General features: G+C 40.4%; 14 protein-coding genes, 1 tRNA gene and 1 pseudogene. 6 read left to right on the forward strand and 10 right to left on the reverse strand.

What is annotated here, in order from left to right; all coding sequences use genetic code 11:
• Window positions 1-30: 30 nt before the first annotated feature.
• Complete coding sequence (locus B2V92_RS24370; protein ID WP_293313014.1) at window positions 31-375, reverse strand: hypothetical protein; 345 nt, start codon at window positions 373-375, stop codon at window positions 31-33.
• A 200-nt stretch (window positions 376-575) separates the two neighbouring features.
• Between B2V92_RS24370 and B2V92_RS24375 the strand changes: the two genes are divergently transcribed.
• The gene (locus tag B2V92_RS24375) at window positions 576-1,307 is read left to right on the forward strand and encodes a hypothetical protein (protein ID WP_293313016.1); all 732 of its coding nucleotides are present in this window, start codon (window positions 576-578) and stop codon (window positions 1,305-1,307) included.
• Window positions 1,308-1,376: 69 nt separating this feature from the next.
• On the opposite strand, the gene B2V92_RS24380 is transcribed toward B2V92_RS24375, so the two are convergent.
• Complete coding sequence (locus B2V92_RS24380; protein ID WP_293313017.1) at window positions 1,377-1,832, reverse strand: JAB domain-containing protein; 456 nt, start codon at window positions 1,830-1,832, stop codon at window positions 1,377-1,379.
• A gap of 231 nt (window positions 1,833-2,063) precedes the next feature.
• Here B2V92_RS24380 and B2V92_RS24385 point away from each other — a divergent pair, with 231 nt between their 5' ends.
• The gene (locus B2V92_RS24385; RefSeq protein WP_293313018.1) at window positions 2,064-2,378 is read left to right on the forward strand and encodes a hypothetical protein; all 315 of its coding nucleotides are present in this window, start codon (window positions 2,064-2,066) and stop codon (window positions 2,376-2,378) included.
• A gap of 82 nt (window positions 2,379-2,460) precedes the next feature.
• On the opposite strand, the gene B2V92_RS24390 is transcribed toward B2V92_RS24385, so the two are convergent.
• Complete coding sequence (locus B2V92_RS24390; protein WP_293313019.1) at window positions 2,461-3,096, reverse strand: hypothetical protein; 636 nt, start codon at window positions 3,094-3,096, stop codon at window positions 2,461-2,463.
• 123 nt (window positions 3,097-3,219) lie between these two features.
• Here B2V92_RS24390 and B2V92_RS24395 point away from each other — a divergent pair, with 123 nt between their 5' ends.
• Window positions 3,220-3,450 carry a hypothetical protein gene (locus tag B2V92_RS24395; RefSeq protein ID WP_293313020.1) on the forward strand — a complete coding sequence of 77 codons (231 nt, stop codon included), beginning with the start codon at window positions 3,220-3,222 and terminating at the stop codon, window positions 3,448-3,450.
• A pseudogene (locus B2V92_RS24400) lies at window positions 3,447-4,226 on the forward strand (recombinase family protein); the annotation flags it as partial. The gene B2V92_RS24395 and the pseudogene B2V92_RS24400, both read left to right, overlap by 4 nt.
• Window positions 4,227-4,968: 742 nt before the next feature.
• Here B2V92_RS24400 and B2V92_RS24405 read toward each other — a convergent pair.
• Window positions 4,969-5,042 (reverse strand) — tRNA-His (locus tag B2V92_RS24405).
• A gap of 176 nt (window positions 5,043-5,218) precedes the next feature.
• Here B2V92_RS24405 and rnhA point away from each other — a divergent pair.
• The gene (gene rnhA / locus B2V92_RS24410) at window positions 5,219-5,689 is read left to right on the forward strand and encodes a ribonuclease HI (protein WP_293313022.1); all 471 of its coding nucleotides are present in this window, start codon (window positions 5,219-5,221) and stop codon (window positions 5,687-5,689) included.
• Here the strand turns inward: rnhA and fbp are convergent.
• From fbp to B2V92_RS24435, 5 genes are all read right to left on the reverse strand, one after another.
• Window positions 5,686-6,765: a class 1 fructose-bisphosphatase gene (gene fbp, locus B2V92_RS24415; RefSeq protein ID WP_293313024.1), complete on the reverse strand. Its 1,080-nt coding sequence runs from the start codon at window positions 6,763-6,765 to the stop codon at window positions 5,686-5,688. The genes rnhA and fbp overlap by 4 nt on opposite strands.
• Window positions 6,766-6,784: 19 nt before the next feature.
• Window positions 6,785-7,276, reverse strand: a complete 492-nt coding sequence (locus B2V92_RS24420) for a metallophosphoesterase family protein (protein ID WP_293313026.1) — start codon at window positions 7,274-7,276, stop codon at window positions 6,785-6,787.
• A 185-nt stretch (window positions 7,277-7,461) separates the two neighbouring features.
• On the reverse strand, window positions 7,462-9,273 hold the full coding sequence (locus B2V92_RS24425) for a serine hydrolase (protein WP_293313028.1): 1,812 nt from the start codon (window positions 9,271-9,273) through the stop codon (window positions 7,462-7,464).
• Window positions 9,274-9,358: 85 nt separating this feature from the next.
• Window positions 9,359-10,009, reverse strand: coding sequence for a tRNA1(Val) (adenine(37)-N6)-methyltransferase (locus tag B2V92_RS24430; RefSeq protein ID WP_293313030.1), 651 nt, complete (start codon window positions 10,007-10,009; stop codon window positions 9,359-9,361).
• A 52-nt stretch (window positions 10,010-10,061) separates the two neighbouring features.
• Entirely contained in the window at window positions 10,062-10,445 is a 384-nt protein-coding gene (locus tag B2V92_RS24435) for a VOC family protein (RefSeq protein WP_293313031.1), read from the reverse strand.
• A 256-nt stretch (window positions 10,446-10,701) separates the two neighbouring features.
• Here B2V92_RS24435 and purL point away from each other — a divergent pair, with 256 nt between their 5' ends.
• On the forward strand, window positions 10,702-14,385 hold the full coding sequence (gene purL / locus B2V92_RS24440) for a phosphoribosylformylglycinamidine synthase (RefSeq protein WP_293313033.1): 3,684 nt from the start codon (window positions 10,702-10,704) through the stop codon (window positions 14,383-14,385).
• Window positions 14,386-15,394: 1,009 nt separating this feature from the next.
• Here the strand turns inward: purL and B2V92_RS24445 are convergent.
• A complete protein-coding gene (locus B2V92_RS24445; protein WP_293313035.1) occupies window positions 15,395-15,745 on the reverse strand; it encodes a hypothetical protein in 351 nt (116 codons plus the stop codon).
• Window positions 15,746-15,750 lie beyond the last annotated feature (5 nt).

Raw genomic sequence — 15,750 nt, forward strand, 5'->3', positions numbered from 1 at the left:
GCTCTTACACCGATATAAGCTGGTTTTACGTTAGTGTTTTTTAATGACCATATCAGTGAGTACCGGCTTTCCAAGTTCATTGATTTCGACTGTTAGCTCGAGTAAAGTTCCAAAAGGCAAATAACGCACCTCTGTCTCACCAGCCAGATACCTGCCCTGATTGACAGCTTTCCGGTAAACCGACAGGCTGATTTTCTGATGAGAATCTGGTAGGCTGAAAAAACAGTTGATCGTGAGGCCACTTTTTGACCATAACATAAAGTCAAGTTTTGCGGCATAAGTACCAAGCGGCACGTCTCCTATGCCATAAGGATAATTTTTAGGTTCGAGTGTTATTTCCAATTCAGGAGTTAACTCCATTACGGTTGTTTCCATGTTGTTTTGAATTTGATATCCAAAATTGGCTTAGAAAAAATCGCGCATATCCAATATTGGAAAGATTGGGTAGTACCCGAGGTGATCGCTAAATCCAAATGATTGTGGTCTTCGCTCACGACCTATCTCATAAAAGAATACTGAAGTGTATTTACATTCATTGAAATTGAAGTAACTTTAATGGATCTAAATAAACAAATATGCAAACCAACAGCTTTGAAGGATTGGATCTGAAAAAAGAAATTGGAGACAAACGATTGTCTCCAGAATATGTGTATGATTACCTTGAAGCTAATTTCCACGCGATTACCAAAACTTACAATTCCAGAAAGAAGGTCTACAAGAGCAACATCAATGCATCTAAGAAAGATTTTTCGAAAACATTAGATTATTTTGATGAGGGCATAACAGCCGCTGCTAAATCATCAAAAATTCTTAAAGAAGCGGTTAAAAATTTCAACAGCCCGAGATATTTTGAAATTCTTGCAACAGCGAATGACCCACTTGTTGAATTCGATAAAATTGAATTTGATGTTAGCAAATGGTCCAGGGAAAGTATGGAAAATTTTGATAGGCTGCATACAGAATGGACTGTACTTCAAAATCAGTCTGACCATGCAAGAAAAGCGCTAATCTTTTTGATAAAAGGGAAAACCTTAAAAACAGTCTCATCAGGATTTGTTTTTAGTCTTTCATTCTTCACTTCTTATTATCTGGGAACTTACCTTGAAGGCAGATTTGCTTTTATGGGAGAATTCTGGGCGAAATTGCTGACAGCCTTTCTATTTTTTATAGTTGTAGACTGGTTATTGGATAAAGTCAAAACAAAACTCATCTGGACCCGCATAAACATCCTTTATCAAGAACTAGAAGAATTGAGAGCAGTTGATGGACTCCAGCAGGCAATCGTTGATAATAATGAAGCTAGATAGGTTTGCCTAAATCTCCTAGCGCTAGCTTATTTACAACTTTATTTTTTTTATGCCTGATCTGTCTTTTCCTTACATAATCCCCTCATCCGCAAAGCTGTAAAACCCATACCGCGAAACAATCAAATGATCATGCACCTCAATCCCTAAGATATCCCCACCCAACTTCAACTTCTTGGTCAATGCAAGATCCGCATCGCTCGGCGATAATTCCGCACTTGGATGGTTATGTGCCAATACCATCCCACTTGCACAAGCCTTGAGTGCCACCGCGAAAATTACCTTCGGATCCGCAACCGTTCCGGATAAACCGCCTTGAGAAATATTTACTACTCCCAACACCCTAGCCCTTCTGTTAAGCAAAATCACCTTAAATTCTTCCAAAAGTTCCAACCTACCATCATCCCAGCGATCCATCAAAACCTCATAAGCTTCCTTTGCAGATGTAACCTGTGGCAACTCTGCCAACTTAAACGCCGGATGGTAACTGATCTTAATCTCCGCTACTTTAAAACTTACATTTTCCATAATTTTTCTAATTTAATTATGGTGCCTAGCAAGGTTCAGCTTCTGCCAAAGCAAAAGGAGGAACGGAATAAATGGGTCAGCGGGCAAAGGCCACAGGAGCGTTTATGCCGGAAAATCCTTTGCGTGCCAGAACTGAACCTTAAATTGTACGGAATTGAATAAGAAACACAATTTGCCTTAAAATACTATTTGAAGCTTTTCTTATAGTTTTATACAACCAAATACCCTGTCATGAAAAAAGCATTTGAAGACTTAACAGCCAAAATGGATCTGTTGATAGATAAAGTAAACTCAATCGAGAAAAAGCTAAGTGTGATGGGCCCCGGAAAAAGAACCAACTTCAATTTGGATCTTCCCTGGGAAGAGCTGATCAGATTTAAAACCGAATTAAAGGAAACCGGGATCAGGTTAGCTTTCCTAAATTGTCAAGTAAAAGATATAAAAGTCATTGAAATGCTTAGGCGTTTGGAAATCACCACAAATGAAATTAAAGAATCCACGGCCTTTGTGAAAAGCATCTTCATGAAAGAAAAGTTAAACCAATAAAAGAAAAAGTTCCCAAACAGGAAATCGAAAACACCTATCTGAAGAAATATTTAAAGTCAATGAAATAATTTAAATAAGATATCTACAAAGATCGTTTTTTAACCAGGTCCTCAAATTTCCACAGCTGATAATTAAACTTATAAAACCATTTCAATGCCAGCGCCAACTCGTCAAAGATAGTTTCAACATCTTTCTCAAAGGTCCAGGATGCTTCAAAATAACCAAGGTCGAAATTCTTGATATTAAAATCTTCTTCGGTTACGAACAAAAAATAATTTCGCATCAGCTGAAAAAAATTACTCTTGGTTTTCCGGTGAAGGTCCGGGAAACGTTTCTCCAGCGTAGGGGAAAAAGCATTCTGTTGGTATTGAAATCCGTAATCTGCAAATACTTTAAAAAAATCAACCAGAAAAACATCCTGAAGGTTTTTCAAATGATAAGGATGCTGTATGAAGCTTTTGAAATGCAATGTATTGTACCAGTGGTCATAATAAAATTCATATCCCGCGCCCGTTTTCCTTGATTCCGCAACTACCATTATTGTCTGCACTCCCGGACTCCAGAGATATTCAAATTCATCTTTAATCCTGGCTGACTTCACCGCATGCTCCAAAATGGCGTGCATTGCCGTGCGCACATTCTCTGTGCCTTCCAACATTCCAACAGCTTCAAATCCATTTATAGCACCACATAAGTTCGCCAAGCTTTTTTCTAACATAGAAGCAAATTTTGTCGCAATATAATAAACTTAAAGTTACATCTCCAGTCCTGACTAGCCTTATCCAATATTGGACGTATTCAGAAAAATATCGCCCATAATTGCCTTCATATGCCTATCAACATGAAAAGACAAATAAGGAAAAGACCAGGTAGCAAAGTTAGGATAAGCGTCAACCACGGAGCCATACCACCTGCACAACAACTCAACCCAACACGCAAGGTAAGTACGGGTCAGGCACAGAAAATCTTATCAGATAGTGGTATAAATATAGAAAAAGATGATACGGCCAAAGTGTTGGAACTCATGTACCAATTGGCTAAATTGATTGTCAACCAAAACTTTAAGAAATGAAAACCGCAGATTTATACATCAGGGTAAGTACCGATGAACAGGCAGATAAGGGTTATTCCCAACGAGATCAGGCAGAACGCCTGGAAAAATATTGTCAGGATAAAGGACTAATGGTACGCAAGGTGATCTTTGAAGACCATTCAGCTAAAACCTTTGAACGCCCAGCATGGAGGAAGTTTTTATTGACTTTGCGCAAGCAGCGCGGCCAAACCAATTTGGTTCTCTTCACCAAATGGGACCGTTTTAGCCGTAATGCACCCGATGCCTATAATATGATCCGTACGCTAAAATCCCTCGGTGTAGAGCCACAGGCTATTGAGCAGCCCTTGGATATGGAGGTTCCGGAAAATAAAATGATGCTGGCCATCTACCTCACCGCACCAGAAATCGAAAATGACCGGAGAGGCCTCAACACCTTTTACGGCTTGCGAAGAGCACGCAAAGAAGGTCGATGGACAGGACTTGCTCCTGTAGGCTACATCAACCGCACCGCAGAGAACGGAAAAAAATACCTCGCATTGGACGGAGAACAAGCTGCACTAATGGCTTGGGCTTTCAAAGAATTATCCAAAGGAAAATATGCCATCCAACAGGTATTTAAGAGAGTGGTCGAAATGGGATTGAACTGCAGTAAAAACAACTTCTTGTGCCAGATCCGTAACCCCATGTATAGTGGGATCATACAAGTTCCTAGTTACAAAGATGAAGAGGCACAGACCGTTCAGGGCCAACATGAGCCGATTATCTCAACCGCTTTGTTCTACAAGGTCCAGGACATCCTTTCTGGCAAAAAGCCCAGCGTAAAAACCAAAATACTCGCAGATGAAAAAGTTCCACTAAAGGGTTTCCTAACCTGCTCCAGATGCAGCCGGACGCTTTGTGGCAGCGCATCAAAAGGCCGTAACGCTTACTACTACTATTATCACTGCTCTTCCATTTGTGGATGCAGACTCAAGGCAGAACCTGTAAACAAAGAATTCCTCTCCTTTCTCAAAGACTTTAGCCTCAATCCAAAAACATCAGAGCTGTTCAAACTGGTCATATTAGACGAATTTTCTAATGACTCTGATTATAACAAGGAATATAAGGCTCAATCGGTCAAACAGCTTACGGAGGCCAACAATAAATTATCCAGAGCAAGGGAACTATTGTTGTTTGGGGACTTGGAACCCAACGATTACAAATCAATCAAAACAGAATGCGAAGAAAATATTGTCAGATTAGAAGCTCAATTGCAGGAATTTGGACGAAAAAAATACAGCAAAGCACAACTCCTACCTATCTTAAATGATGCAATTACAGCACTTTGCGATCTATACACAATTTTCACCAAATCGGCCATAGAGGACCAAAGAAGGCTGATTGGTTCGATGTTCAAGGAAAAATTTAATTTCCAGGATCTACAACATCGAACCGCTGAAATGACGGAAACGTTTAATCGTATTTACCTGATAAACAAGGAATTAGAAGGCAAAAAAAAAGGGCAAAAGATCTTTAAAAATCCTTTACCCTGTGAAGGGTGGCTGATGGGGCTCGAACCCACGACCCTCGGCACCACAAACCAATACTCTAACCAACTGAGCTACAGCCACCGTGTTTTTTGATGTCACAAAAGTACGACTTTTAACATTCCTTGCAAATATTTTTTTCAATGTTTTTACAACAAATTTTTAATTCCTTAACATTCAATTATTTGAAATTGAAAAAAAATTTCAGCAACAGATAAAATAGGCGATTTTAAACCTAAAAACATAACTTTACAGTGTTTATGATCGAAATTTATACAGACGGAGCAGCTAGCGGAAACCCCGGACCAGGTGGTTGGGGAACTATTTTAAGGGCCGGACAGCACTATAAGGAACTGAGCGGTGGCTTTAGGATGACCACCAATAACCGCATGGAACTCCTTGCTGTAATAAAAGGATTGGAGGCATTAAAAAGCTTAAACCAGCAGGTAACCGTTTATTCGGATTCTAAATACGTGGTTGATGCCGTTGAGAAAAAATGGGTTTTCGGCTGGGTAAGCAAAGGCTTTAAAGATAAAAAGAATAAAGACCTTTGGCTGCGTTTCCTAGAATTATACAAACTGCACAAAGTAAAATTTATATGGATTAAAGGCCACAACGATCATCCTGAGAATGAGCGTTGCGACCGTTTAGCTGTTTTTGCCTCGCAAGACAAGCAAAATTTAGCGATAGATACCTTTTTTGAGGTAGAAAGAAGTAAAGCACAGCTTTAATCTATCCCTCCTATTACGTTTAAGTCTTCCAGTTTAGCTTCTGTCCTGGCATCAACCGAGATCGATTTTGCAGTATAAAGCAACATCATTTCTTCGGCCTTTTCGACCATTTTTTTGGAGCCGATAAAAACCGGAACCCTTTGATGCAGTTCGGATGGCTGAATATCGAGTATACGTTCAAAACCCGTACTGGCCTTGCCCCCTGCCTGCTCTATTATAAAAGCCATTGGGTTACATTCGTACAATAATCTTAATTTTCCATTTGGCGAGCGCGAAGTGGTTGGGTAAATATAAATCCCACCCTTAATTAAATTACGGTGGATATCGCCCACCATCGAACCGATGTAACGCGAAGTATACGGGCGTTTGGTCGCCTCATCTTCTACCTGGCAGTATTTGATATATTTTTTAACACCATCAGGAAAATGCACATAATTGCCCTCGTTTACCGAATACATATAACCCATTTCAGGTATTTTCATCTGTGGATGTGAAAGACAGAACTCTCCGATAGATGGATCGAGCGTAAAACCGTTAACCCCTTTACCCGTGGTATAAACCAACATGGTTGAAGATCCATAAATAATATAACCCGCAGCTACCTGCTCTGTTCCTTTTTGTAGCACATCATCCAAACTGGCCTTTCCATCAACCGATTTACGGCGGTAAATAGAAAAAATGGTACCCACGGCAACATTTACATCCGTATTTGATGAGCCATCCAAAGGATCGATACATACAATATATTTGGCATTCTGCGAAACCGGCGATTCGATATGGATAATTTCATCCTCTTCTTCTGTGGCCACAATACAACACTCGCCTCCACTGGTTAGCGCAGCAATAAACTGCTCATCGGCGTAAACATCCAGTTTTTTCTGTTCTTCGCCCTGGATATTGGTCGTACCTACATCCCCAAGAATATCAACCAAACCCGCTTTATTGATTTCGCGGTTTACAATTTTTGCAGCAATGCCAATGTCTCTTAAAAGCCTCGAAAGTTCACCCTTTGCGTAAGGGAAATCTGCTTGTTTTTCTATAATAAATTGTCCTAGTGTTTTAACGCCACAAACCATACTTAGTGTATATTTTACATTATCTACCCGATAATTCTATAACCTCTAAGGTATGAATATTTTCGTCAGTAATGCAAAATCTGATTAGTGTACGCACCTTGTGCCAGCCATGTTTTCCCGCAGCACCGGGGTTTATATGCAAACATTTTATTTTTTCATCAAACATCACTTTCAAAATATGGGAGTGCCCGGTGATAAATAATTTCGGGGGGTTAGTGTATATTTCAGGCTTTACATAAGATGAATATTTTCCCGGATATCCACCGATATGGGTCATCCACACATCAACCTTTTCGCAGCTAAATCGATTTTGTTCAGGAAAGGCCGACCTGATTGCGCCATCATCAATATTTCCGAACACACCGCGCAAAGGTTTAAATGCTGCCAGGGGTTCGGCCACATCTGGACCAAAATCTCCTGCATGCCAGATTTCATCCACTGCCTCAAAATGTTTGAAAACGGCTTCATCCAAAAAACCATGGGTATCAGAAATTAGTCCTATTTTTTTCATCCGGTAAAGGTAATACCAATCATGTTTTTAGCATTTAACATCTCGATAAATTATTTTTTGATCCCCTAATTCTTCTATAAAAAATGCTTTTTCCGGTTTAAGAAATAAACAAAAGCTGAAGAAAATATCCATTTTTATTTGTAGGATATTAGCATTGGCACAATCATTATAGTAAAGCTTCACACCTAATTTTGTCTTACCTGCTTAAACGTTCCGTTAGGTTGTATAAAAGAAACAGATACCGCTTTAGCTACTCCTTCCTTCTTCTCAAATTTTAAACTAAAGCCCTTTAAATTTTTAAAAGTAAAAGTATCGTTCCCTACCGAAACGGTTTCGTACTCAGGCTGGCCTGGCACCGAAACAAACAAAATTTTACCTTTTAAATATACCTTACTCATCCCCTTTTCGCCATAACTACCGGTATAACTTTCCAATATTGCCGTATTTAAGTCAACTGTTCTGGGCTTAAAGGTAAAAATAGCCGGTTTCATTCCGCGTTCTAATGGGATACTGATGCTTTCAATTTTACCGTCCTGCCCAGTGATGAAATTAAAACGCAGGTCGCTTACCGCGGTGTCAATTTTACCGTTTTTATCTATTCCGCTGATACTAAACACATCATAATGATAATGTCTGAACAAAAGTTTCTCTTTTCCCATTGTTGCAAAAAGCGAATCGTTTTTGAACGACACATTAATTACGCCATAAGCAGGATTCTCAAACAATCCATCGTAATCTTTTAAAGGATGCGAGGGTTTGGTATTTAAAACACGTTCATTCTGAGCGGTATTTTTCACAGCCTTTTCCCTTTCCTTTGCGGCAGCTTTTTCTTTATTGGCCCTGCCGTTCCAGTCGATATGTTTCAGTTCCAGCATCCTGTCGGCAATACTGCTGTAAACAATTCCAGGAACACTCGAGGTATTCTGATTGGTTAACACCACTATACCTAATTTATCGGTAGGAAAAAAGGATACACTGGCCGAAAAACCATTGATATTACCTCCATGTTCTACCATATAATGACCACGGTAAGAGTTAATCATCCAGCCAAAACCATAAGTAGACAGATAAATATCACTGTCTTCAGCTGGTAAGCCTCCAGCCCTCACCATCTGTGAACTGGCTGCTTCTGCAATATACGATGATGGCAAAATCTCTTTGCCTTTATACAACCCACCACTGATCCAAACTTTTAACCAGTGCGTCATATCATTCACACTGCTATTGATACTTCCGGCCGGCCCCATACCATCAATATTGAAATAATCAACCTTTTCGATCGCGCCTTTACTGTTTACAGTGTATGGTAAAGATGCTTCGCTATCCTTTTCGAACTCAAAAATATTGGTATTGGAACGGCTCATCTCTAAAGGCTCAAAAAACTTTTCCTTAATGTTCTGCTCCCAGGTTTTGCCGGTCAGTTTTTCAACAATCATACCCTGGGCCAGAAACATAAAATTATTGTACTGCCACTTTTCGCGTATACCAGCGGTTGGTTCCATATAACGCACTCGCTGTATAATGCTATCGCGATTGGAGGTATTAAATACGAACCACGATAAATCGTAACGCGATAAACCTGTACGGTGGCACATCATATCGCGCACCGTAATCTGGTTGTTCATATTATCGTTATAAAACTTCAATTGTGGCAGATAAGAAGTTGCAATACCATCATACGATAGTTTTCCTTCTTTTTGCAGTAAACCGATAAGAGAAGAGGTAAAAGCCTTAGTGCTCGAGCCTATGGCAAAAAGTGTATTCGGCGTAACCGGTTTCTTATTCTCCACATCGCGGTAACCGAAACCCTTGCTATAAATTACCTGATCACCCTTCACAACCGCAACCGCGAAACCGGCCACCTGCTGATCTTTTAACACCCTGTTTAATAAGGTATCGATCCCGGCTAAAGGATCACTTGTTTTTTGTTTTTTTGATTGGGCAAGAGAAGATATTGCTATGAGGCATAGCAAAAACACATTTAGAATACGTTTCATTTTAATTTAGGCGAGATGATTTTTACCCTAAATTACAAATGATAATGAGATTATATCAGAAAAGACATAAGTTTTAACTATTTCCTTAATAAGCCAGAAAAAAATCTTTGAGTAATGTCTTATACTCCTGCGTGTGCTCCTTTAACGATTCGTAAATATTAAAATCGCTTTCTTTTAAAAGTACTTCCCCTTTTTTCAAACAGATCACCTGTCTAAATGTAGGCTTATTTTTATCGGAATGAATATTTATCCGTTCTGAAAGCGATAAATTGTAAAGGAATGCGATATCAATTACCTCATCTGCCTGTTTGATTGGGAGAATCAGCCAGATCTGCCCTTCACTGGCTAAAAGTGTGTTTGATTTTTCGACCAGCGCGCTAAAAAAATCTTCATCAGCATGCCTGGCGATGCCCTTTCTGATTTCTTCGTTTTTTAAATCGTTCACAAAAAAAGGTGGGTTGGATACGATCAAATCATATTGCTCATTATGGTTATATTGTTCTATTGCTGTATGCATAACCCGCAAACGCGCGCTAAAAACTGATAATTGAAAATTCCTTGCAGCAGTTTCGGCAGCCTGTTGGTCTATTTCTACCGCATGTATAAATGCATCAGGAAAACGTTGCGCCAACATCAAAGCAATTACACCCGTCCCTGTTCCAATATCCAACATCCTTTTTGGCGAAGGATGCGAAGCTGTTGCACCAAGCAATACACCATCGGTATTGATTTTCATGGCGCAGCCTGTTTGATCTACATCGAACTGTTTAAATTTAAAAATGCCCATCCTAAATCTCGTACAGTTCTAAAGGTAAGCCATCCGGATCGGCAAAAAAAGTAAACCTTTTATCGGTAAATTCATCAACACGGATCGGTTCGGTTACAATTCCCTGCCCGTTCAATCTCGCGATTTCTTTTTCGATATCCGTGACCTCAAAGGCCAGATGGCGCAAACCCTGTGCTTCTGGTCGTGAGGGCCTTGCGGGTGGATTTTCGAAAGAAAAAAGCTCGATCTGATACACGCCATTCACTGCCAGATCCAGTTTATACGATTTTCTTTCCGCCCGGTAAACCTCGGCCAAAACCGTAAAACCCAGTTTATTTACATAAAAATCTTTCGATTTCCCGTAATCAGAACAGATAATGGCAATGTGGTGGATTTTATTGAACATAGATTTAATTTTTATAGATTTTGTACTGCAGTCTGTTACAACGAACAGACTACATAAATAAGGTCGTCATCTCGACCGAAGCATCGCGGAGTGGAGAGATCTGCCTAGATAGATTTCTCGACTGCGTTGCACTCCGCTCGAAATGACGATCTGAAGGTTACATTAACGTCAAAAGTAATAAAAGCGCAATTATATTGCACGTTACAATAAGCTTTTTAAATTTTTAACGCTATTTTTGCAACTTCAAAAAAAAAGCATGATTCATTTCTTCCATTGTCATCCTGAGCCTGTCGAAGGGCAATCGCAGGCGATTTTTGTTCTACAAACAGACAAAGCGCTTTCTACCACTGATATTACTAAACTCGAATGGTTATTTGGCGGCGCCAAAATCTCGCATGAAACAGCTCTAATCGGCTTTTTCGTTGGACCAAGAGCAGCAATGATTACGCCCTGGAGCACCAATGCAGTAGAGATTACCCAGAACATGGATATGCAGGGAATCATCAGGATTGAAGAATTTAAACAGGTAAACGAAAGTTTTACCGATTTCGACCCGATGCTTTCTCAGAAATACAACAAATTGGATCAGGAGGTTTATACCATCAACATCAAACCAGAACCGATTTTAGAAATCACTGATATTGCAGCTTATAACAAACAGGAAGGACTTTCTTTAAGTGATGAAGAGGTTGATTATTTAAACTCACTGGCCCAGAAACTGGAAAGACCATTAACCGATTCGGAAGTTTTTGGTTTCTCGCAGGTAAATTCGGAACACTGCCGTCACAAAATTTTCAATGGTAAATTTGTAATTGATGGTGTTGAACAGCCTACTTCTTTATTTAAGCTGATCCGTAAAACCTCTGAAGAAAACCCTAACGATATTGTTTCAGCCTATAAAGATAACGTAGCTTTTATTAAAGGCCCTAAAGTACAGCAATTTGCACCTAAACGTGCCGATGAGCCTGATTTTTATACCACGAGCGATTTCGAATCGGTAATCTCGCTAAAAGCAGAAACCCATAATTTCCCAACCACTGTTGAGCCTTTTAATGGTGCAGCTACAGGTTCGGGAGGTGAAATCAGAGACCGTTTGGCCGGTGGACAGGGCTCATTGCCTTTGGCAGGAACAGCTGTTTACATGACAGCCCTTTCGCGTTTAGCGGATGACCGCCCATGGGAAAAAGGTGTTGAAGAAAGAGAATGGTTGTACCAAACCCCAATGGATATCCTGATCAAAGCATCAAATGGTGCTACCGATTTTGGGAATAAATTTGGCCAACCATTGATTACAGGTTCGGTTTTAACTTTCGAACACGAAGAAGAAGATAGAAAATTAGGTTTCGATAAGGTAATTATGCTTGCAGGTGGTATCGGTTACGGTAAAGCCAGCCAGGCACAAAAACTTAAACCACAGGAAGGCGATAACATCGTTATTTTAGGTGGCGAAAATTATAGGATCGGAATGGGCGGTGCAGCAGTTTCATCTGCAGATACCGGTCAGCATGGTAGTGGCATCGAATTAAATGCGATACAGCGTTCGAACCCTGAAATGCAGAAACGTGCAGCAAACGCGGTACGTGGTATGGTAGAGAGTGATCACAATTCGATTATCTCGATCCACGATCATGGCGCGGGCGGTCACTTAAACTGTTTATCAGAACTGGTTGAAGAAACCGGTGGTTTAATCGACCTTGATAAATTGCCTGTTGGCGACCCTACCCTTTCGGCCAAAGAAATTATCGGTAACGAATCGCAGGAGCGGATGGGATTGGTAATCGGTAACGACAGCATCGAAACCCTTCAAAAAATTGCCGATCGCGAACGTTCGCCAATGTACACCGTGGGTAAAGTAACCGGCGATCACCGTTTTACCTTTAAATCGGCAACAACTGGTTTAAAACCGATGGATTTAGAATTGGCTGCTATGTTTGGCAGTTCTCCAAAAATCGTAATGGACGATAAAACCATCAATCGCAATTACGAGGCGGTAACCTATAATAATAACGAATTAAATACCTATTTAGAGCAGGTGCTTCAATTAGAAGCCGTTGCCGCTAAAGATTGGTTAACCAATAAAGTAGACCGTTGTGTGGGTGGCCGTGTGGCTAAACAACAATGTGCGGGCCCGTTACAGTTACCGTTAAACAACTGTGGTGTAATGGCTTTAGATTTTCAGGGAAAAGAAGGTATTGCCACTTCGGTTGGCCATGCGCCGCTTTCGGCTTTGATCGATCCGGCAGCAGGTAGCCGTAATGCCATTGCCGAATCACTTTCGAACATTGTTTGGGCACCTTTAAAAGATGGTTTAAAAAGTGTTTCACTTTCTGCCAACTGGATGTGGGCCTGTAAAAACGAGGGTGAAGATGCCCGTTTATATGCAGCTGTTAAAGCATGTTCTGATTTTGCCATCGATTTAGAAATCAACATCCCAACCGGAAAAGATTCGTTATCGATGAAACAGAAATACAAAGATGGCGATGTTATTGCACCAGGTACCGTAATTATTTCTGCCGGCGCCAACTGCGATGATATTACGAAAGTAGTTGAGCCTGTATTGCAGAAAAATGGCGGATCGATCTATTACATCAACCTGTCAAACGATAACTTTAAATTAGGTGGTTCATCTTTCGCACAGATTTTGAACAAAATCGGCACCGAAACCCCTGATATTAAAGATGCCGGTTTATTTAAAACGGCTTTCAATACCCTACAGCAATTAATTAAGGAAGATAAAATCCAGGCCGGCCATGATATCGGTAGTGGAGGTTTAATTACCACCTTATTAGAAATGTGTTTTGCAGATCGCAATTTAGGTGCTTCTATCAATTTATCTTCGTTGGCAGAGGCGGATAGCATTAAAGTATTATTTGCAGAGAATATTGGTATTGTATTCCAGGCTGATGCATCAGTTGAGACTACTTTTGCTCAGGCAGGTGTAACTTTCCACAAAATCGGCGAAGTAAACGAATCAGCCAAATTAGAAGTTAAAAACGCTGCAGACAATTTCAGCTTTGATATCGACCATTTACGTGATGTTTGGTTCAAAACTTCGTATTTGTTAGATAGCAAACAAACCGGTAACGGTTTAGCTAAAGAGCGTTATGATAATTATAAAAACCAGGTTCTAAACTATACTTTCCCAACCCAGTTTGATGGCAAAAAACCGGTAATCGACGCGACCAAACCTAAACCAAAAGCCGCCATTATCCGCGAAAAAGGAAGTAACTCCGAGCGCGAACTGGCCAATGCAATGTATTTGGCAGGTTTTGATGTAAAAGATGTACACATGACCGATTTAATTACCGGCAGGGAAACTTTGGAAGACATCCAGTTTATCGGTGCCGTTGGTGGTTTCTCCAACTCCGATGTTTTAGGATCGGCAAAAGGTTGGGCAGGTGCATTTTTATACAACGAAAAAGCAAGGGTGGCTTTAGAAAAATTCTTTGCACGTCCTGATACTTTATCGGTTGGTGTTTGTAACGGTTGCCAGTTATTTGTAGAGTTGGGCTTAATTAATAAAGACCATGCAGAAAAACCAAAAATGCTGCATAACAAAAGTGGCAAGCACGAAAGCATTTTCACTTCTTTAACCTTACAGGAAAACAACTCGGTAATGTTATCAACCCTTGCCGGAAGCACTTTAGGTGTTTGGGTATCGCATGGTGAAGGAAGATTCTCGTTACCTTATACAGAAGATAAATATAAAATCGTAGCAAAATATGCTTACGAAAGCTATCCGGCAAGTCCGAATGGTTCTGATTACAATACCGCTATGATGTGCGATGAAACCGGCCGTCACCTGGTGATGATGCCACACATTGAGCGTTCACTGTTCCAATGGCACTGGGCAAATTATCCGCAGGGCCGTAAAGATGAAGTTTCGCCATGGATGGAAGCCTTTGTAAATGCACGCAAGTGGATTGAAAACAAAGGATAGTCGTTTGATGGAAGATGTAAAACGGATGATGGAATTAAAAACCATCATCCGTTTTTTGTTTACCGCATTTCGTCATCTCGAGCGTTTTTCTCTTAAAATCGTCATGCTGAATTTATTTCAGCATCTATCATGCTACCCCATGGCCCATATCCTCACAGACCATCATTAAAACTAACAATGCAAAATTTCGCGGGTGATCTGTGAGGATACAGACTAAGGAATCGGAAATGACGGTTTTCTTGTATTATCCTAAATGATTTCCACCATTATGAAAATGAGCGTGCTGTTTTCCATCGCTGCTGTACTCCCGCCATCCCTCATAGTCCTCGTTCCGCTGCGCTCCACTGTGGGCTAAACACTCTGTCACCTGCCCGTACAGGCGGGGGTTTATTAAACAAAGGTCTGTTCTTCTACATCAGGCTTGTTCCTGCGACCGGATTAAACCTTTAATAGCACTACCAGTCCTGCCATCTAAACCAGACCGAAGTGCAAAACCCACAGCCCGAGATACGAGGGCGAGGATTTGAAACGAAGGGCGGGACTACAAAAACAAAAATGTGCTGAACCTGCTTTCCAAAAAACAGTGATAATATTTAATATTATTAATGTATAAACTAATTGATCTTACAGATTTCTCCATTTCACTACATTGACAGACTCTAATAAAAGTTCGTCATCTCGACTGAAACGCAGTGCAATGGAGAGATCTGTCTAAAGATAGATCTCTCGACTTCGTTGCACTCCGCTCGAGATGACGATCTGTGATGGGTGGCTAAACAAAAAAACGGCCCGGGCATCGCCCAAACCGTTTCAATTTACCCCATGGTCTGTGCCTCTACAAACCATCACCAAAACCAAACATCACCAAAACTAACAATACAAGCTTTTGCAAGTGGTCTGTGAAGACACAGACCACGGAGCGTTAATAGAAAGTCTCCCCATCATCCATCTCACATTTCCCATCTCACATTTTCCATTTTCCATTTTCCATTTTCCATCATCCATCCCCTCATATTCCCTGCACATCTTTCCTCACCTCTTTTCTCCAAACCTTTCCGTATTTCTTATCCATAAAAGAAGCTACTACTTTATTATAATCTTCAATCGAAATATTTAATGGCATTACGCATCCAAAGTCACGATAAACAATTCCATATTTCTTTTCGAACACTTCCTGCCCTTTAATATAAGTAGATACAATACCTCCGCGGAGCAGAAACTTCACCGTTCCGTTCTTTAAATCCGTATTGGCCAGTTTAATGCTGTATTGTTTCGAAGTATCTGCAGGATTTACATTTTTAGCACTTAAATAAGTAGCCGAAAAGCAAAGCAGCAACAATATTAAAAGGGACTTTTTCATTTTCA

This window comes from Pedobacter sp. UBA5917 (genome assembly GCF_002432345.1).
Lineage (GTDB): Bacteria > Bacteroidota > Bacteroidia > Sphingobacteriales > Sphingobacteriaceae > Pedobacter.